Source organism: Ideonella sp. BN130291, assembly GCF_036231905.1.
Classification (GTDB): domain Bacteria; phylum Pseudomonadota; class Gammaproteobacteria; order Burkholderiales; family Burkholderiaceae_C; genus CAMLIZ01.
Genome location: NZ_JAZARE010000003.1, coordinates 527,269 through 544,551, shown reverse-complemented (window position 1 = coordinate 544,551; position 17,283 = coordinate 527,269). Strand labels below are relative to the sequence as shown.

13 protein-coding genes are annotated in these 17,283 nt (G+C 69.0%); 4 read left to right on the top strand and 9 right to left on the bottom strand.

Annotation, left to right across the window (positions count from 1 at the left end):
- Position 1 precedes the first annotated feature (1 nt).
- Genes fdhF through VPH43_RS08780 form a run of 4 tightly spaced genes read right to left on the bottom strand, consistent with a single transcriptional unit; the run spans position 2 to position 6,539 of the window.
- A complete protein-coding gene (gene fdhF, locus VPH43_RS08795; RefSeq protein WP_328577299.1) occupies positions 2 to 2,863 on the bottom strand; it encodes a formate dehydrogenase subunit alpha in 2,862 nt (953 codons plus the stop codon).
- On the bottom strand, positions 2,860 to 4,392 hold the full coding sequence (locus tag VPH43_RS08790) for a formate dehydrogenase beta subunit (RefSeq protein ID WP_328577298.1): 1,533 nt from the start codon (positions 4,390 to 4,392) through the stop codon (positions 2,860 to 2,862). The genes fdhF and VPH43_RS08790 overlap by 4 nt, the downstream gene beginning before the upstream one ends.
- Positions 4,389 to 4,844 carry an NAD(P)H-dependent oxidoreductase subunit E gene (locus tag VPH43_RS08785; RefSeq protein ID WP_328577297.1) on the bottom strand — a complete coding sequence of 152 codons (456 nt, stop codon included), beginning with the start codon at positions 4,842 to 4,844 and terminating at the stop codon, positions 4,389 to 4,391. The genes VPH43_RS08790 and VPH43_RS08785 overlap by 4 nt, the downstream gene beginning before the upstream one ends.
- Positions 4,845 to 4,865: 21 nt before the next feature.
- A complete protein-coding gene (locus tag VPH43_RS08780) occupies positions 4,866 to 6,539 on the bottom strand; it encodes an OFA family MFS transporter (RefSeq protein WP_328577296.1) in 1,674 nt (557 codons plus the stop codon).
- Positions 6,540 to 6,704: 165 nt separating this feature from the next.
- On the opposite strand from VPH43_RS08780, the gene VPH43_RS08775 reads away from it, so the two are divergent.
- Genes VPH43_RS08775 through VPH43_RS08760 form a run of 4 tightly spaced genes read left to right on the top strand, consistent with a single transcriptional unit; the run spans position 6,705 to position 11,174 of the window.
- Positions 6,705 to 7,832, top strand: a complete 1,128-nt coding sequence (locus VPH43_RS08775) for a substrate-binding domain-containing protein (protein WP_328577295.1) — start codon at positions 6,705 to 6,707, stop codon at positions 7,830 to 7,832.
- A complete protein-coding gene (locus VPH43_RS08770; RefSeq protein ID WP_328577294.1) occupies positions 7,829 to 9,808 on the top strand; it encodes a PEP/pyruvate-binding domain-containing protein in 1,980 nt (659 codons plus the stop codon). The genes VPH43_RS08775 and VPH43_RS08770 overlap by 4 nt, the downstream gene beginning before the upstream one ends.
- Before the next feature lie 2 nt (positions 9,809 to 9,810).
- On the top strand, positions 9,811 to 10,704 hold the full coding sequence (locus VPH43_RS08765; RefSeq protein ID WP_328577293.1) for a polysaccharide deacetylase family protein: 894 nt from the start codon (positions 9,811 to 9,813) through the stop codon (positions 10,702 to 10,704).
- A 2-nt stretch (positions 10,705 to 10,706) separates the two neighbouring features.
- The gene (locus VPH43_RS08760) at positions 10,707 to 11,174 is read left to right on the top strand and encodes a thioredoxin family protein (protein WP_328577292.1); all 468 of its coding nucleotides are present in this window, start codon (positions 10,707 to 10,709) and stop codon (positions 11,172 to 11,174) included.
- On the opposite strand, the gene prmB is transcribed toward VPH43_RS08760, so the two are convergent.
- From prmB to VPH43_RS08735, 5 genes are read right to left on the bottom strand one after another with little or no spacing between them, the layout of a single operon-like run.
- Positions 11,171 to 12,034 (bottom strand): 50S ribosomal protein L3 N(5)-glutamine methyltransferase, encoded by an 864-nt coding sequence (prmB, locus tag VPH43_RS08755; protein WP_328577291.1) that lies wholly within the window; start codon positions 12,032 to 12,034, stop codon positions 11,171 to 11,173. The two genes, VPH43_RS08760 and prmB, sit on opposite strands and share 4 nt — an antisense overlap.
- A 25-nt stretch (positions 12,035 to 12,059) precedes the next feature.
- Complete coding sequence (gene dapE / locus VPH43_RS08750) at positions 12,060 to 13,208, bottom strand: succinyl-diaminopimelate desuccinylase (RefSeq protein ID WP_328577290.1); 1,149 nt, start codon at positions 13,206 to 13,208, stop codon at positions 12,060 to 12,062.
- Positions 13,205 to 14,428: a PilT/PilU family type 4a pilus ATPase gene (locus VPH43_RS08745; RefSeq protein WP_328577289.1), complete on the bottom strand. Its 1,224-nt coding sequence runs from the start codon at positions 14,426 to 14,428 to the stop codon at positions 13,205 to 13,207. Before VPH43_RS08745 ends, dapE begins: the two co-directional genes overlap by 4 nt.
- Before the next feature lie 13 nt (positions 14,429 to 14,441).
- Positions 14,442 to 16,160 (bottom strand): diguanylate cyclase domain-containing protein, encoded by a 1,719-nt coding sequence (locus VPH43_RS08740; RefSeq protein ID WP_328577288.1) that lies wholly within the window; start codon positions 16,158 to 16,160, stop codon positions 14,442 to 14,444.
- Complete coding sequence (locus VPH43_RS08735) at positions 16,157 to 17,170, bottom strand: extracellular solute-binding protein (RefSeq protein ID WP_328577287.1); 1,014 nt, start codon at positions 17,168 to 17,170, stop codon at positions 16,157 to 16,159. The genes VPH43_RS08740 and VPH43_RS08735 overlap by 4 nt, the downstream gene beginning before the upstream one ends.
- Positions 17,171 to 17,283 lie beyond the last annotated feature (113 nt).

Genomic DNA, 17,283 nt, shown 5'->3' with positions numbered 1-17,283 from the left:
CTCATTTCGCCGGCACGTCGCCGTGCGGTGCGTGGTGCCGCTGCCGGAGCAGATCCAGCTGCTGGCGGTTGAAGCGGCTGTAGCGCTGCTGCCAGTCCGAGGGCTGGGCCACCTTCATCACCTGCACCGCGGTCACCTTGTATTCGGGGCAGTTGGTGGCCCAGTCGGAGGCGTCGGTGGTGATCACGTTGGCGCCGCTTTCCGGGAAATGGAAGGTTGTATAGACAACCCCGGGCGCCACCCGCTCGGTGACCATGGCGCGCTGCACCGTGTCGCCGGCGCGGCTGGTGATGCCCACCCAGTCGCCGTCGCGGATGCCGCGCTCCTCGGCGTCATGCGGATGGATCTCCAGCTTGTCCTCGTCGTGCCACAGGTTGTTGGGCGTGCGGCGGGTCTGCGCGCCCACGTTGTACTGGCTGAGGATGCGGCCGGTGGTCAGCAGCAGCGGGTACTTGCGGTTGACCTTTTCTTCACTCGCCACGTACTGGGTGATGATGAAACGGCCCTTGCCGCGCACGAAGTGGCCCATGTGCATGATGGCCGTGCCGGCTTCGTCGGTGCTGTCGTTGCAGGGCCACTGCACGCTGCCCAGGCGGTCGATCTTCTCGTAGTTCACGCCACGGAAGGTGGGCGTGAGCGCCGCGATCTCGGCCATCACCTGCGAGGGGTGCTCGTAGTGCATCGGGTAGCCCAGCGCCTCGGCAAGCCTGAGCGTCACCTCCCAGTCGGCCAGGCCGGCCAGCGGCGCCATCACCTTGCGCACGCGCGAGATGCGGCGCTCCGCGTTGGTGAAGGTGCCGTCTTTTTCCAGGAAGGACGATCCGGGCAGGAACACGTGCGCGTACTTGGCGGTCTCGTTGAGGAAGATGTCCTGCACCACCAGGCATTCCATCGCGCTCAATGCGCTGGCCACGTGCTGGATGTTGGGGTCCGACTGCACGATGTCCTCGCCCTGGCAGTACAGGCCCTTGAAGCTGCCGTCCAGGGCCGCGTCGAACATGTTGGGGATGCGCAGCCCGGGCTCCGGGTCCAGCGTCACGCCCCAGGCGGCTTCGAAGTCGGCGCGCACCGTGCTGTCGCTGATGTGGCGGTAGCCCGGCAGCTCATGCGGGAACGAACCCATGTCGCAGGAGCCCTGCACGTTGTTCTGGCCGCGCAGCGGATTCACGCCCACGCCCTCGCGGCCCACGTTGCCGGTGGCCATGGCGAGGTTCGCGATGGCCATCACGGCGGTGGAGCCTTGGGCATGTTCGGTCACGCCCAGGCCGTAGTAGATGGCAGCGTTCCCACCGGTGGCGTACAGCCGCGCCGCGCCGCGCAGCTCGGCCGCCGGCACGCCGGTAACGGCCTCCATCGCCTCGGGCGAGTTGTCCGGCCGGGCCACGAACTCGCGCCACTGCTGGAACGACTTGTCGTCGCAGCGCTCGGCGATGTAGTCGGCCGCGAGCAGCCCTTCGGTGACCACCACATGCGCCATCGCGGTGATCACGGCCACGTTGGTGCCCGGCTGCAGCTGCAGGTGGAAGTCGGCCCGCACATGGGGCGACTTCACCAGGTCAATGCGGCGCGGGTCCACCACGATCAGCCGGGCGCCCTGGCGCAGCCGCCGCTTCATGCGCGAGGCGAAGACCGGGTGGGCGTCGGTCGGGTTGGCGCCGATCACCAGGATCACGTCGGCCTTTTCCACCGACTTGAAGGTCTGCGTGCCGGCGGAGGTGCCGTAGGTCTGGCCGAGGCCATAGCCAGTGGGGGAATGGCAGACGCGGGCGCAGGTGTCCACGTTGTTGTTGCCGAAAGCCGCACGCACCAGCTTCTGCACCAGGTAGGTTTCTTCGTTGGTGCAGCGTGACGAGGTGATGCCGCCCACCGCGCCGCGCCCGTGCTGGGCCTGGATGCGCTTGAATTCGCCGGCCGCATAGGCAATGGCTTCGTCCCAGCTGACTTCGGTCCACGGGTCGGTGATCTTCTTGCGGATCATCGGCGTGGTGATGCGGTCGGCATGGGTGGCGTAGCCCCAGGCGAAGCGGCCCTTCACACAGGCATGGCCTTCGTTGGCCTTGCCGTCCTTCCAGGGCGTCATGCGGATGACTTGCTCCCCTTTGACTTCGGCCTTGAAGCCACAGCCGACGCCGCAATAGGCACAGGTGGTGACCACGCTCTTGCTCGGCATGCCGAGGCTGATGACGCTCTTTTCCAGCAGCGAGCCGGTGGGGCAGGCCTGCACACAGGCGCCGCAGCTCACGCACTCGCTGTCGATGAAGGACTCATGCTGGCTGGCCGACACGCGCGACTCGAAACCGCGGCCTTCGATCGTGAGCGCGAACGTGCCCTGCGTTTCCTCGCAGGCGCGCACGCAACGGTTGCACACGATGCACTTGGCGGGGTCGTAGGCGAAGTAGGGGTTGGATTCGTCCTTCTGCGCATCCAGGTGGTTGGCGCCGGCAAAGCCATAGCGCACCTCCTGCACGCCGATCTTCTGCACCATGTCGTGCATCTCGTTGGCCGCGCCTTCGAGCGAATCGACCGGATGGTCCGACAGGTACAGCTCCATCACGTTCTGGCGCAGTGACTGCAGCTTGTCGCTCTGGGTGCGCACCTTCATGCCGGCTTCGGCCGGCGTGGTGCAGGACGCCGGGTAACCCTTGCGGCCCTCGATCTCCACCAGGCACAACCGGCAGGAGCCCCAGGCATCCAGGCTGTCGGTGGCGCAGAGCTTGGGCACACCCTGGCCGGCCTCGATGGCCGCGCGCATCACCGAGGTGCCGGCCGGCACGGTGATGCTGCGGCCGTCGACCTCCAGGGTGACCGTGTCGGCCGAGTCGCGCCGCGGTGTGCCGTAGTCGATGTCGTGGTCCAGGCTCATGGGGCTATTCCGAAATCTTGGGCGTAATGGTCCAGCGCCGACAGCACCGGATAGGGCGTCATGCCCCCCATGGCGCACAGGCTGCCGTGCAGCATGGTGTCGCACAGTTCGCGCAGCAGCTGCACCTGTTGGAGTTGCTCAGGGCGCTGCCGGTTCACCACGATACGGTCGATGACTTCCGTGCCGCGCACCGAGCCGATGCGGCAGGGCGTGCACTTGCCGCAGCTCTCGGCCGCGCAGAACTCCATCGCATAGCGCGCCAAGCCCGCCATGTCGGCCGTGTCGTCATGCACCACCACGCCGCCGTGGCCCAGCACCGCGCCGATGGCGGTGTAGGCCTCGTAGTCCAGCGGCACGTCCCACTGGTGCGGCGGCACATAGCTGCCCAGCGGGCCGCCCACCTGGATGGCCTTCACCGGCCGGCCGCTGGCGGTGCCGCCGCCGATGTCGAACACCAGCTCGCGCAGCGTCACGCCGAAGGGCAGCTCGAAGAGGCCACCGCGCCGCACGTTGCCCGCCAGCTGAAAGGGCAGGGTGCCACGTGAGCGCCCGGTGCCGAAGCCGGCGTAGAACTCCGCACCCCGGGCCAGGATGGTGGGCACCGCGGCGAAGGTGAGCACGTTGTTGATGACGGTCGGCTGCCCGAACAGGCCGCTGATCGCCGGCAGCGGCGGCTTGGCGCGCACCACGCCCCGTTTGCCCTCCAGGCTTTCCAGCATGGCGGTTTCTTCGCCGCACACGTAGGAGCCGGCGCCCACACGCACCTCGATGTCGAAGCTGGCGCCCAGCGCACCGGCCTCGCGCGCGCGCTGCAGCGCCTGCTCCAGCGTGGCGATGGCATGCGGGTATTCCGAGCGCAGGTAGACAAAGCCTTTGCTGGCGCCCACCGCCAGCGCGGCGATCGCCATGCCCTCGATCAGCAGGAAAGGGTCCCCCTCGATCAGCATGCGGTCGGCGAAGGTGCCGGAGTCGCCTTCGTCGGCATTGCAGACCACGTACTTCTGCGCCGCGGCCGCCTGCGCCACGGTGCGCCACTTGATGCCGGCCGGAAAGGCGGCTCCGCCGCGCCCGCGCAGGCCGGAGTCCAGCACCTGCTGCACGATCTGCGGCGGCGCCAGCGAGCGGGCACGCGCCAGGCCTTGCCAGCCGCCATGCGCCTGGTAGTCGGCCAGCGACAGCGGGTCGGTGAGGCCGACACGCTCGAAGCTCAAGCGCTGCTGGCGCGCCAGCAGCGGAATGCTGTCGGTGTGGCCCAGGGCCAGCGGATGTGCGCCGCCGCCGAGGAAACCCGCCTCGAACAGCGAGGCCACGTCGCCCACACTGACCGGCCCGTAGGCCACGCGGCCGGCGGGTGTTTCCACCTCGACCAGCGGCTCCAGCCACATCAGCCCGCGCGACCCGTTGCGGCGCAGCTGCACTGCCAGCCCGCGCGCCGCGGCCTGGGCCGCGATGCTGTCGGCCACCTCGTCGGCACCGACCGCGAGCGCGGCGGCGTCCCGTGGCACCCACACCGTCACGACACCGGTCATGCTGCACTCCCCGCCTGCGCCAGCAGCACATCCAGCCGCTCCGGCGTGACGCGCGCATGAGGCCGGCCATCGAGCATGACCGCCGGCGACTGCGCACACAGACCGAGGCAGTACACCGGCTCCACGGTGCAGCGCCCGGCCGCGCGGGCATGCGCCAGCAGCGCCTCCCCGCCCATCGCCCGGCACGATTCCGCCCGGCACACCTGCAGCACCGGCCCGGCCACCGGCCGCTGGCGGAAGTGGTGGTAGTAGGTGACCACGCCATGCACTTCAGCACGCGACAGGTTGAGCGCCTGTGCGATCTCGGGCACCGCCTCGGGCGGCACGAAGCCCAGAGCGTCCTGCACGCCGTGCAGGATGGGCAGCAACGCGCCGTCGAGGTGGCGGCGTTCGGCGATCACACGCCGCACGGTGGCCAGCGTTTCGGGGGGCAGCAAGGTGGTGGAGGTCACGCGGAAAAAAAGAAGGTTGCGTCAGTGGAAGAACTTGGCAGCGCTCAAGAGTGTGCGCCACACACCCCAGGCCAGCGGAATGCCCACGGCGGCCCAGGCGGCAAGCACCAGCAGCGGGCTGCTGGCGGCAGCCGTCGCGGTGCCGGCCATGCCGGTGTCCGTGGCCAGCGAGCGCTCGTGGGCAAGGCGTTTTTCCTCCGCCAGCTCGGCGTCGCTCATGAACCATTTGTCCGCCACCGGCCGCACCATCAGATTGCACAGCAGGCCCACCACCAGCATGCCGACCAGGATGAACATGGTCTGGTTGTAGACCTGCTCGCGCGGGATGCCCATGCCGAGCTGGTATTCGCGCATGTAGTTCACCACCACCGGCCCCAGGATGCCGGCAGTGGCCCAGGCGGTGAGCAGCCGGCCGTGGATGGCGCCCACCATCTGGGTGCCGAACAGGTCCGCCAGGTAGGCCGGCACGGTGGCAAAACCGCCGCCGTACATGCTGAGGATGATGCAGAAGGCCGCCACGAACAGCAGCTTGGAGCCGGCCATCGCGCTGCCCGGCACGCTGGCATAGAGCAGCCCGCCCAGCACGAAGAACACCACGTAGGTGAGCTTGCGGCCCAGCTTGTCCGACAGGCTGGCCCAGAAGAAGCGGCCGGCGATGTTGAACAAGCTCAGCAGCGCCGCGAAACCGGCGGCCACGCCGGCGATCGCGGCCAACTGCGCCTTGTCCAGATCGGCAAATCGCTGCGGCACGCCGATCAGGCTGCCGCCGAACACCTCCTGCAGCATCGGGCTGGCCATGCCGATCACGCCGATGCCGGCGCTGACGTTCATGCACAGCGCCATCCACACCAGCCAGAACTGCGGAATGCCCCAGACCTTTTTCACATGCACATGGCGCTGGGTGATCATCGCGTTGGCCTGCGTGGCCTTGGGCGTCCAGCCGGCCGGCTTCCAGCCCGAGGGCGGCACGCGATAGCCGAGGGCACCGCCCATCATGAACACGAAGTACAGCGCCGCCATCACCAGGAAGGTGGGCATCACGCCCACGTCGGTGGGGCCGGCAAAGTGCTTCATCAGCTCGGCAGCCAGCGGCGAGCCGATCATCGCGCCGCCGCCAAAGCCCATGATCGCCATGCCGGTGGCCATGCCGCGGCGGTCGGGGAACCACTTGATCAAGGTGCTCACCGGGCTGATGTAGCCCAGGCCGAGGCCGATGCCGCCGATGACGCCGGAGCCCAGGATCATCAGCCAGAACTGGTGCAGCTGAATGCCGATGGCCGACAGCACCATGCCGCCGCACCAGCACAGCGCACTCACCACGCCGGCCTTGCGCGGACCCGCCCGTTCCAGCCAGCCGCCCCAGATGGCGGCGGCGCAGCCGAGGAACACGAAGAACAGCGTGTACATCCAGCCCAGCGTGGAGATCTTCCAGTCGCAGTGGGTGGTGAACAGCTCGGTGAGGAAGCCCGCGTCCTTGGGGCAGGCGATGGCTTCCTTGATGCCCAGCGCCTTGCTCAGCGGCAGCCAGAACACCGAGAAGCCATAGGCCATGCCGATGCACAGGTGGATGGCCAGGGCGCAGGGCGGCACCAGCCATCGGCTGAAGCCGGGCGCCGCGATCGTGCGCTCCTTGTCGAGGAAACCGGAGCCGCCGGGCGCAGGCGCCAGGGCAGGGTTGGCCATCACGCTGGACATCGGTCTTGTCTCCTGTTCATGGGTCAGGCGCTTGGTATATGCGCCGAGTGACATAAAGGGCTCTGGCGGCCCATACTCAATCTATCGGGCAACGGCCCTGGGCTCAATATGAGCCGGCGGGCCCAGGCCATATGCTGTTTCCAGCCTATATACCGGTGCAGACGCATGAGACACGCCGTCACGATCAAGCCGCAGTGGACGATCCGGCATCCCACTGGCGGCACCCTCGTGCCGCGGCTGGTGGACCTGCTGGTGCAGGTGCATGAAGATGGCAGCCTGCTGTCGGCCTGCCAGCACGCGGGCACCTCCTATCGCCATGCCTGGGGGCTGGTGCGCCAGGGCGAGGCGCTGTTCGGTGCGCCGCTGCTGCGCATGGAGCGAGGCAAGGGCTCCACGTTGACGCCGTTGGCCGAGAAGCTGGTGTGGGCCGACCGGCGCATCGCCGCCCGCCTGTCGCCCATGCTGGACAGCCTGGCCTCGGAGCTCGAAGTGGAGATCGAGAAGGTGCTGTCCGCGGTCCCCGCGCTGCTGCGCATCCAGGCCAACCATGGCTTCGCGGTGGAAAAGCTGCATGAGCTGCTCACCAAGGCGCAGGTGCCGGTGGACCTGAAGTACGTGGGCAGCCAGGAGGCGGTGGTGGCGCTGCATGCCGGCGAGTGCGACGTGTCGGGCTTTCCGGTGCCCATTGGCAACTACGAACAGCCGGTGGTGGAGTACTACCGCCGCTGGCTGGACCGGCGCGAGCACTGCGTCATCCACGTAGCCACCCGCCGCCAGGGCCTGATGCTGGCGCCCGGCAACCCCAAGCGCATCTACAGCCTGAAGGACCTGGCGCGGCCCGGCGTGCGCTACATCAACCGCCAGCAGGGCTCCGGCACCCGGCTGCTGCTGGACCTGATGCTGGCGCACGAGGCGGTGGACCGCTCGCGCATCACCGGCTACACGCAATGCGAATACACGCACGCGGCAGTGGCGGCCTACGTGGCCAGCGGCATGGCCGATGCCGGGCTGGGGGTGGAAACACCGGCGCGGCGCTTCCGCCTGGAGTTCCTGCCGCTGCAGACGGAGAACTATTTTTTGCTGTGCCGGCGGCCTGCGCTGGAGTCGCCCCTGGTGCAGGACCTGCTGCGCGTGTTGCGCGACCCCGCCTTCAGCAAGGCGGTGAACGAGCTGCCCGGCTACGATGCGGCCCGCGCGGGCGAGGTGAAGGCGGTGGACGCCGAACTGCCCGGGCTGAAACACCGCCCGCGTGCGGGCAAACGCATCGACAAGCCTGCCCATCCCAAGACATGACGGTTCTGTTTCGACTTCTCCTCGCCGCGGCCTGTGGCCTGCCGGCGGCCGCCGCCGCGCAGCTCGCGGAAAAGCCGTCGGTGTTCAGCGCGCAGCGGCGTGGCGCGGCCATGGTGCCCGCCAGCCGGGGCGTGCGGCAGCCAGCTTTTGCGGAGCAGGTGCGCAGCCGGGCGGAATTCGAGCGCATGGCCCGGGTCTACAACCCAGGCACCGAGCGGGCGATCGTGCACACGCTGTTCGTGATCGACCGTGCGCGGGCCAACCGGCTGTACATCGTCAACGGCCAGCGCTACGGCCTGCATGAGGACTTTCTGCGCGCGCAGTACCTGGCGCCCAACCTCGACCACTCCACGCTCGCGGGCTACTACACCCGGCCCGAACGCCGCTTCGTGCTGGGCACCCTCGGCTGGCAGCCCGATCTGCGCCAGTGGACCTTCGAGTTCTGGGAGGGCGACCAGACCACGCCGCAGATCCTGCAGCTGGTGCAGGACACGCTGGCTCCCCGATTTTTTGCGCCGCTGGTGTTCAAGGCCAACTCCGCCCAGCAGGAGAGCGTGGCCCTGTCGGCCGCCGTGCCGGCGATCACCGAAGCCCAACTGCTGGCTGGCCGCAGCTTCTTGCCGCTGAACACCGGCAGCACCACCGGCCGCCTGCGCCTGGTGGCCGACATCGACAGCGACACCGAGGACGACATCGAGCCCACCGACATCGTGGTGCTGCGCGAGGTGCCGCTGTCGATTCCGCCGGTGGCCGGCGTGCTGACCGAAAAACCGTCCACCGTGCTGTCGCATGTGAACCTGCTGGTCAAGGGCTGGGGCATACCCAACGCCTATGTGAAGGACGCCTCCGCGCGCCTGCAGGGCCTGGAGGGCCAGTGGGTGACGCTGAAGGTCACCGACACCGGCTACAGCGTGGAGCCGGCTGTGCGCCAGGCCGGCCCGGCGCCACGCGGTGCACCGCGCTCGGCGGTGCTGCGACAGCCCGACCTCGCCACCACCGGCTTGCTGCCGCTGGCGGCGCTGCGCGCGGGCAGCACCAGCGCCTGCGGCAGCAAGGCGGCCCGGCTGGGTGTGATCGACGCCGCGCGCCGTGCGGGCCGGCTCACCGGGGTGGCGCCGGTGCCCGACGGCTACTGCATTCCCTTTGCCCACTACGCTGCCTTCATGCGCCAGCCGGTGGTGACCCAGCGCATTGCCGCAGCGTTGGCCACCGATCGTTTCGAACGCAGCCGGGCCGTGCGGCGCCAGGCCCTGGAACAGCTGCGCCAGGACTTGCTGGCCCTGCCGGTGGACAGCGCTGCCGCCGCGGCCTGGGCGGCCCAGTGGCAGCAGCAACTGGGCGGCGCGGGCGTGTTCGTGCGCAGCTCGTCGAATTCCGAAGACCTGGCCCGCTTCAGCGGTGCCGGACTGTATTCCACCGTGCCCAACGTCACCCGCGCAGAGGACATCGCCCAGGCCGTCAAGACCGTGTGGGCCTCGGTGTTCAACTTCGAGGCCTTCGAGGCGCGGCGCCAGGCCGGCATCGGCTGGGACCAGGTCGTGATGGGCGTGTTCGTGCAGCGGGCGGTCGATTCGGTGAGCTCCGGCGTGATGGTGACGCGCGACCCGTTCGATGCCACGCACCGGGGCGCGGTGGTGGTCTCGGCCAAGCGCGGCATCGGCATCAAGGTGGTGGAAGGCCGGCGGGTGGCTGAACAATCGATGTTCGACGCCCGCAGCGGCGCCGTGCGGCGCCTGTCGCGGTCGGGCGAAGACGCGGAGCTCAAGCTGGACGGCGCCGGCGGCGTGGTGGAGCGGGCGGTGGCGCCGGGCCACGACGTGCTGAGCGAAGCGGCGGTGCGCTCGCTCGCCGGCGTGGGCCTCCAGCTCAAGTCGCTGCTGGGCGGCGTGGACCAGGACATCGAATGGGCGATCGACGGCGCGGGCCGGGTCGTGCTGCTGCAGGCGCGGCCCTACATCGAGCGGAAGGTGCTGTGACCATGAAACGCTGGTGGCTGGGGCTGCTGCTTGCGCTGCCCATCGTGGCGGCGGCGCAGAGCCTGGCATTGACCTTCGACGACGGCCTGGACCCGCGCACCCAGCCGCAGGCGGCGCAGTGGAACGCCGCCATCCTGCAGGCGCTGGACGAGGCCAGGGTGCAGGCCATGCTGTTCCCCGCCGGCAAGGTGGTGGACAGCCCCGAGGGCATGGCGCTGGTGGCGGCCTGGAGCGAGCGGGGCCATGGGATCGGCAACCACACCTATTCGCACCGCAGCCTCGCGTCGCCGCGTGTCAGCCTGCCCGCCTTCACGGCCGATGTGCAGGCCGCCGAGGCGCTGCTGGGGCACCTGCCCGGCTGGACCAGGCGCCTGCGCTTTCCGTACCTCAAGGAAGGCGACACCGCGGACAAGCGCGACGGCGTGCGCGACTGGATGGCGCTGCACGGCTACCAGAGCGCGCCGGTGAGCGTGGACACCAGCGACTGGTACTACAACGAGCGCTTCGTCGCCTGGCGCGCGCGCCATCCCAAGGCCGACATCGGGAAGTTCCGCGAGGCCTACCTGGCGCACCTGTGGGGCCGGGCGCTGTACTACGACGCGCTGGCGCAGCGTTTGCTGGGCCGCAGCCCCAGGCATGTGATGCTGCTGCACACCAGCGAGATCAACGCCACTTTCCTGCCGGACGTGATCCGCATGTTCCGCCAGCGCGGCTGGACCATCGTGACTCCGGAGGAGGCCTTCGACGACCCCCTGTACCGCCGCCACATCGACAGCCTGCCCGCGGGCGAAAGCGTGATCTGGGCCGTGGCCAAGCGGGCCAAGCGCCCGGGCCTGCGCTACCCTGCCGAGGACGCCGTCTACGAAAAACCCAAACTCGACCGACTGGGGCTTTGAACATGACCATCACGAGACGCTTTTCCCTCATCGCCGCCCTGCTGATCGCCGCCGGTGTGCACGCCGCCGAGCTGCCCTACAACGAAGCCGCCGATGCCAAGGTCGAGCTCAAGCGGGCGCTGGCCAGGGGCCAGGCCGCGAAGAAGCCGGTGCTGGTGATCTTTGGCGCCAACTGGTGCCAGGACTGCCGCGCGCTGGACACGGCAGTGAAGTCGGGCAAGAACGCCGAGCTGCTGGCGCAGGAATTCGAGGTGGTGAAGGTGGACGTGGGCAACTTCAACCGCAACCTCGACCTGGCGGCGCAATACGGCAACCCGATCAAGAAGGGCATCCCGGCCGCGGTGATCGTGTCGCCCGACAACAAGGTGCTGTACGCCACCCGCGCCGGTGAGCTGGCCGATGCCCGCAGCATGAACGAGGGCGACGTGTACGCCTTCTTCGCCAAGGCGGCGAAGACCGCCAAGCCTTAAGACACCAGCGCCTCGCGCGTGACCAGCAGCACCTGGTCGTCGCCCGCGCTGGTGGGCAGCCACACCACCTCCAGTCGCGGGAACGCGCGGTCGAAGTGCTCGCGCTCGTGGCCGATCTCCAGCACCAGCACGGCCTGTTCGCTCATGCGGGACGGTGCGTCGCGCAGCAGGGTGCGGATGAAGTCCATGCCGTCCGCGCCACCCGCCAGCGCCATCTCGGGTTCAGCCTGGAACTCCAGCGGCAGCGCGGCCATGGACTCCGCGTTCACGTAGGGCGGGTTGCACAGGATCAGGTCGTAGCGGCCTTGCACCGCAGCGAGGCCATCGCCCTGGTGCAGCCGGATGCGCTCGGCCAGCGCGTGCTTGTCCACATTGATGCGGGCCACCGCCAGTGCGTCGGCCGACAGGTCGGCCGCATCCACCGTCACCTCCGGCCAGGCGAGCGCCGCCAGGACGGCCAGGCTGCCGTTGCCGGTGCACAGGTCCAGCACACGCTGGGTGCGCTCGGACAGCCAGGCGTCCAGGGTGCCATCGGCCAGCGGTTCGGCGATCAGGCTGCGCGGCACGATGGCGCGCTCGTCCACGTAGAAGGGCACCCCTTGCAGCCACGCCTCGCGCGTCAGGTAGGCAGCGGGCCGGCGGGTGGCGATGCGCTGCTCGACCAGCGCGGCCACCGCCTGCTGCTGGGCCGCATCCAGCGCACGCTCGGCCACCGTGTCCAGGTCGTCCAGCGGCAGTCCCAGCTGCCACAGCACCAGCCACGCGGCTTCGTCGAAGGCGTTGGTGGTGCCATGGCCGAAGGACACGCCGGCTTCGTCCAGACGGGCCGCCATGGCGTTGATGAGCTCGATCACGCTCATCACACGCTCCAGGAGCGGACGCCGCTCATGCGAGCAGCGCCTCCAGCGTGCGGCGGTAGATGTTCTTCAGCGGCTCGATCGCGTCCACCGCCACATGCTCGTCGATCTTGTGGATGCTGGCGTTCACCGGCCCGAACTCCACCACCTGCGGGCAGAGCTTGGCGATGAAACGGCCGTCGGAGGTGCCGCCGGTGGTGGACAGGGTGGGTGTGACGCCGGTTTCCGCGCGGATCGCTGCGCTCAGGGCTTCGCTGAGCGTGCCCACCGGCGTGAGGAAAGGCTCGCCGCCCAGGGTCCACGCAAGCGTGTACTCCAGGCCGTGCCTGTCCAGCACCGCATGCACCCGGCGCTTGAGCTCGTCGGGCGTGGACTCGGTGCAGAAGCGGAAGTTGAAATCCACCACCACCTCGCCCGGGATCACATTGCCCGCGCCGGTGCCTGCATGGATGTTGGACACCTGCCAGCTGGTGGGTGGGAAGTAGCTGTTGCCCTGGTCCCATTCCGTGGCCACCAGTTGGGCCAGCGCAGGCGCCAGCTGGTGGATGGGGTTGCGCGCCAGCTGCGGGTAGGCGATGTGGCCCTGGATGCCCTTGACCGCCAGCTTGCCCGACAAGGTGCCGCGGCGGCCGTTCTTGATCATGTCGCCCAGCTGGTCCACCGAGGTGGGCTCGCCGACGATGCAGGCGTGCAGGCGCTCGCCGCGCGATTGCAGCAGCTCGCACAGCCGCACGGTGCCGTCCACCGACGGGCCTTCTTCGTCGCTGGTGAGCAGGAAGGCCACCGCGCCAGCATGCTGCGGATGGCGCTGCGCGAACTCTTCCGCGGCCACCACCATCGCCGCGACGGAGGTCTTCATGTCGGCCGCGCCGCGGCCGTACAAGCGGCCACCGCGATGCGAAGGCACGAAGGGATCGCTGTGCCACTCGGCCAGCGGGCCGGTGGGCACCACGTCGGTGTGGCCCGCAAAAGCCACGGTGGGGCCGGGCCGTGTGCCCCGACGGATCGCCCAGAGGTTGGTGACACGGAAATCGTCCGGTCCGCAGACCAGCGTTTCGCAGTGGAAGCCGGCGGCCTGCAGGCGCTCGGTGATCAGCGCCAGGCAGCCTGCATCGTCGGGGGTGATGGAGCGGCGCGCGATCAGCGCCTCCACCAGCTGCAAGGTGCCGGGGCTCACTGGCGCACACGCCCCGGCTGCCCCAGGCCGCCCGGCTGGGTGAGGCGGCCGGCGCGGGTGGAGCGTGGGTCTTCGGACGGCACGTCCAGCGTGATCTCGGTGAAGGAGGCCGGATCGGGCTCTTCCTTCTTGGGCGGCACGCGCGAGGCGGGTGTCATGTCGTTCTGCAGGCGCCACATCAGGTTGGTGGGCGAATCAGCGAAGGCCAGGCCTTCCTCGCGGGTGATGAGGCCGGCGGTGATCAGGCGAGCCAGGTCCTGCTCGAAGGTTTGCGAGCCTTCGGCCAGCGACTTCTCCATCGCCTCCTTGATGCCGCTGAAATCGCTCTGCTCGATCATCTCGGCGATCAGCTTGGTGTTGAGCAGCACCTCGGCCGCCGGAATGCGCCCGCCGGAGGCCGAGCGCACCAGGCGCTGCGAGATCACCGCGCGCAGGCCGGAGGACAGGTCCGACAGCAGCGCGGGCCGCGATTCCGGCGTGTAGAACGACAGGATGCGGCCGAGCGCGTGGTAGCTGTTGTTGGCGTGCAGGGTGGCCAGCACCAGGTGGCCCGACAGCGAGTAGGAGATCGCCGAGGTCATGGTCTCGCGGTCGCGGATCTCGCCGATGAGGATGGCGTCGGGCGCCTGGCGCAGCGCGTTTTTCAATGCGATCTGCAGGCTCTGTGTGTCGCGGCCGACCTCGCGCTGGTTGATCACCGACTTCTTGTTGGTGAAGAGGAACTCGATCGGATCCTCGATCGTGAGGATGTGGCCGCCCATCTGCTGGTTGCGCTGCTCCAGCATGGCCGCCAGCGTGGTGCTCTTGCCGGTGCCGGTGGCGCCCACCATCAGGATGAGGCCGCGCTTTTCGAGCACCAGGGTGCTCAGGATCTGCGGCAGGTTCAGCGACTCCAGCGTGGGGATCTGGAAAGGGATGCAGCGGAACACCGCGGCGATGGAGCCGCGCTGCTTGAAGGCCGACAAGCGGAAGCTGCCCACCTTGGGAATGCCCACGCCGACGTTGAGCTCGCCGGTGTCGTCCAGCTCTTCCAGCTGGGTGGGCGTGAGCAGCTCGGCCAGCAGCTGGCGTGGCTGCGCGTTCGTGAGCGGCTGATCGGTGACCTGCAGGATCTGGCCATTGATCTTGATCAGGATCGGCGTGTTGACCGACAGGTAGACGTCCGAGGCGTTCTTCTCGGCCATCATGCGCAGCACGCGCTCCATGTTGCCAGTGCTCATCTCATTTCCCTTTTCATAAGCTCCCGAACACACTGTACCGGTTCCCCGAGCCGCTCTTGGAGTGGTACATCGCTTCGTCGGCGCGCTGCATCAGCGAGCTGACGTCCGTGCCATCGTCGGGAAACATGCTGATGCCGATCGACAGGCCGATGCGGATCGCAATGTCGCCCACCATGATCGGCTCGTTGAATTGCTCGATCAGCGCCTGGGCCACGCGGCCGGCATCACGCTCGTCGGTGAGGCTGTCCAGCAGGATCACGAACTCGTCGCCACCCAGCCGGCTCACCGTGTCGGCCTCGCGCACCGTGGCCTTCATCAGGCGCGCCGCGTGCACCAGCGCCCGGTCGCCCACGGCATGGCCGTGCTGGTCGTTCACCAGCTTGAAGCGGTCCAGGTCCACGAACAGCAGCGCCAGCGCGTGGCGGTTGCGGCGGGCGCCGGCGATGGCGTATTCCAGGCGCTCGATGAAGGACACCCGGTTGTGCAGCCCGGTGAGGGGGTCGCGTCGGGCCTGGTCGGCCAGGCGCTCCCGGCTGGCCTGCAGCTCCGCCATCGAGGCCCGCACGTTCTGCTGCATCTGGTGGAAGCCGCGCGCGAGTTCGCCGATCTCGTCGCCACGCTGCACCGGCAGATCGCCCACCAGCCGCTCGCTGGAAAAGCGCTGCATCTCGCGTGTCATCTGCTTGAGCGGGCGCGTCACCAGGCGGGCCGCCAGCATGGCCAGCAGCACCGCCACCGCGCTCAAGGCCAGCACGATCTGCACCGTGGTGCGGGCCAGCACGTGCGTGGACTGCAGGATCTCGCCCAGCGGCTCGGCAATGCCCAGCAGCGCATGGCCGCCGCGTGCATCGGGCGCGAGCCGGAAGCGCACGAAGGCGCCCAGCACGTCCTGCGCGTCGCTGCCTTCGCCCAGGGTGGCCTGCGCCAGCAGGGGCGCCCCGCCAGCGCGCAGCAGCGGAGCCACCTCGGGGAAGGTGTCCTGCATCAGCACCCGCCGGCCCTGGTCGAAGGCAAAGGCCTGCGAGGCGTCGGGATGGATGAGGAAGTCGCCCCATTCATTGGCCAGGAAGAGCTTGAGGTACGCCGGCAGGTCGGTGCGCAGGTCCGCGAAGATGCGGCTGACGTCGGTGCCGATCACCACGATGCCGAGCTTGGTGCCGTCCGGCGCCACCACCGGGCTGGCCACGTGAAGGGTGGGCTGGTTCAGCGCGGCATGCGAGCCGGCCTCGTGGTGGATGCCGATCTTGGAAAGGAAGACCTCGCCTTCGGCCAGCTGCAGGGTATTGAACACATAGGGGTAGTGCGCCTTCTCCTGCAGCGCTTCGCCCTGCACGCGCACCGTGCCGGCGCCATCGCGGTCCACCCGCACCAGCTCCAGGCCGTGGTGGCCGGCGGCGATCAACCGCACCTGCAAGTAGCGCGGGTTGGTGGCCAGCATGGCGCGGAAGTTGTCGGCCAGGCGAGCGCTGAGCTCGGTGCTGCTGGCGGGCTGCAGCGCAATCTCGTGCGTCAGCTGCAGGCCCGCCGCCTCGCGTGCGTCGGCCCCGATGCGGTTGAACACACCGGCCAGGCGGTGGCTGAACATCTGCGTGGTGGTGAGCAGGTCGCGCTCGGCGGCCTGCACGAGCAGCGCGCGCGCCTGCCGGTAGGCATACAGCCCCGTGAGCCCGCTGGCGAGCACGCCGAACGCGGCCAGCAGCAGCGCCAGGCGGGCACGCAGGCCGAGCTTCATCGTTTGCCGTTCACCAGTGTTTCGGGGCGGGCGCCGGACATGATGCGCGTCCACAGCGCCGTGCGGCGCTCGGCGTTTTCCACCGGCTCCAGCCAGAGGATCTTGCTGTTGCGGTCCTCCCCGGCCGGCGCCACCACGGTGTTGGCCAGGCCCTGGCGTTCGGTGAGCGCTTCGCCCACCGAACGCTCCAGCATGTGGTTGATCCAGGCTTCGGCCAGCACCTTGTCGCGTGCGCCGCGCGTGATGGTCCAGCAGTCCAGCCACGCCAGCGCACCTTCCTGCGGAATCACATAGCCAATGTCGGCGCCCGCCTTGCGCAGCTGCTGCACCTGCTGGGTGCCGTAGTTGGCGAACAGCAGCGCCACGTGCTGGCCGACAAACAGTTCCACCGCTTCTTCCGGCAGGCTGTAGAAGGTGAGCACGTTGCGGCGCAGGGCGACGAGATGGCGCACCACCTCGTCGTAGCTCGCATCGTCGATCTGGAACGGGTTGGGCCGGCCCAGCGCCAGCGCGGCGATGGAGAAGTTGTGGCTGCCGGTGTCGAAGGCCAGCACCTTGCCGCGGTAGCGCGGATCCCAGAGCGCGCTGATCGAGGTGGGTGGCGTGGCCACCTGCTTGCGGTCGTAGATCAGCCCCATCTCCGAATAGGTGTAGGGCAGGGCGTACACCCGTCCCTGATGGGTGAGATTGGGAATGGCCGCCAGGTTGCGAAAGCGCGGCAGCTGCGCCTGGGCGTTCGGGATGTTGCCCAGGTTCAGCGGCACCACCAACCCGCCATCCACGTAGCGCTTGAGCTCGGCGGTGTTCACCGCGAACACATCCACGTCCCCACCACCGTTGGCGTTCACCCGCTCCCACAGGCTCTCGTCCGAGCTGACGATGGACACCTGCACCTTGACCTTGTGCCGCTCTTCGAAGCGCTTGACGATGTCCGGGTCGGCGTAGCCGGGCCACGCCAGCACGCGCAGCACCGGGGCGGCTTGCGCCGCACAGGCGAATAGCGTCGCCAAGAACGCCGCTAGCACCCCGCGAACCACCCCGGCCGCCAGGCCGGCTTCGTGATTCACGCTGGAGCCCCCGCTTGGCGGGGGCTGGGGGAGCCCACTGAACCCCCGAAGGGGCT

Coding starts and splice junctions, on each gene's coding strand:
- VPH43_RS08790 (WP_328577298.1), bottom strand. CDS start 4,392: ATGACCGGTGTCGTGACGGTGTGGGTGCCACGGGACGCCGCCGCGCTC.
- fdhF (WP_328577299.1), bottom strand. CDS start 2,863: ATGAGCCTGGACCACGACATCGACTACGGCACACCGCGGCGCGACTCG.
- VPH43_RS08760 (WP_328577292.1), top strand. CDS start 10,707: ATGACCATCACGAGACGCTTTTCCCTCATCGCCGCCCTGCTGATCGCC.
- VPH43_RS08745 (WP_328577289.1), bottom strand. CDS start 14,428: ATGAGCACTGGCAACATGGAGCGCGTGCTGCGCATGATGGCCGAGAAG.
- VPH43_RS08780 (WP_328577296.1), bottom strand. CDS start 6,539: ATGTCCAGCGTGATGGCCAACCCTGCCCTGGCGCCTGCGCCCGGCGGC.
- prmB (WP_328577291.1), bottom strand. CDS start 12,034: ATGAGCGTGATCGAGCTCATCAACGCCATGGCGGCCCGTCTGGACGAA.
- VPH43_RS08775 (WP_328577295.1), top strand. CDS start 6,705: ATGAGACACGCCGTCACGATCAAGCCGCAGTGGACGATCCGGCATCCC.
- VPH43_RS08740 (WP_328577288.1), bottom strand. CDS start 16,160: ATGAAGCTCGGCCTGCGTGCCCGCCTGGCGCTGCTGCTGGCCGCGTTC.
- VPH43_RS08765 (WP_328577293.1), top strand. CDS start 9,811: ATGAAACGCTGGTGGCTGGGGCTGCTGCTTGCGCTGCCCATCGTGGCG.
- VPH43_RS08770 (WP_328577294.1), top strand. CDS start 7,829: ATGACGGTTCTGTTTCGACTTCTCCTCGCCGCGGCCTGTGGCCTGCCG.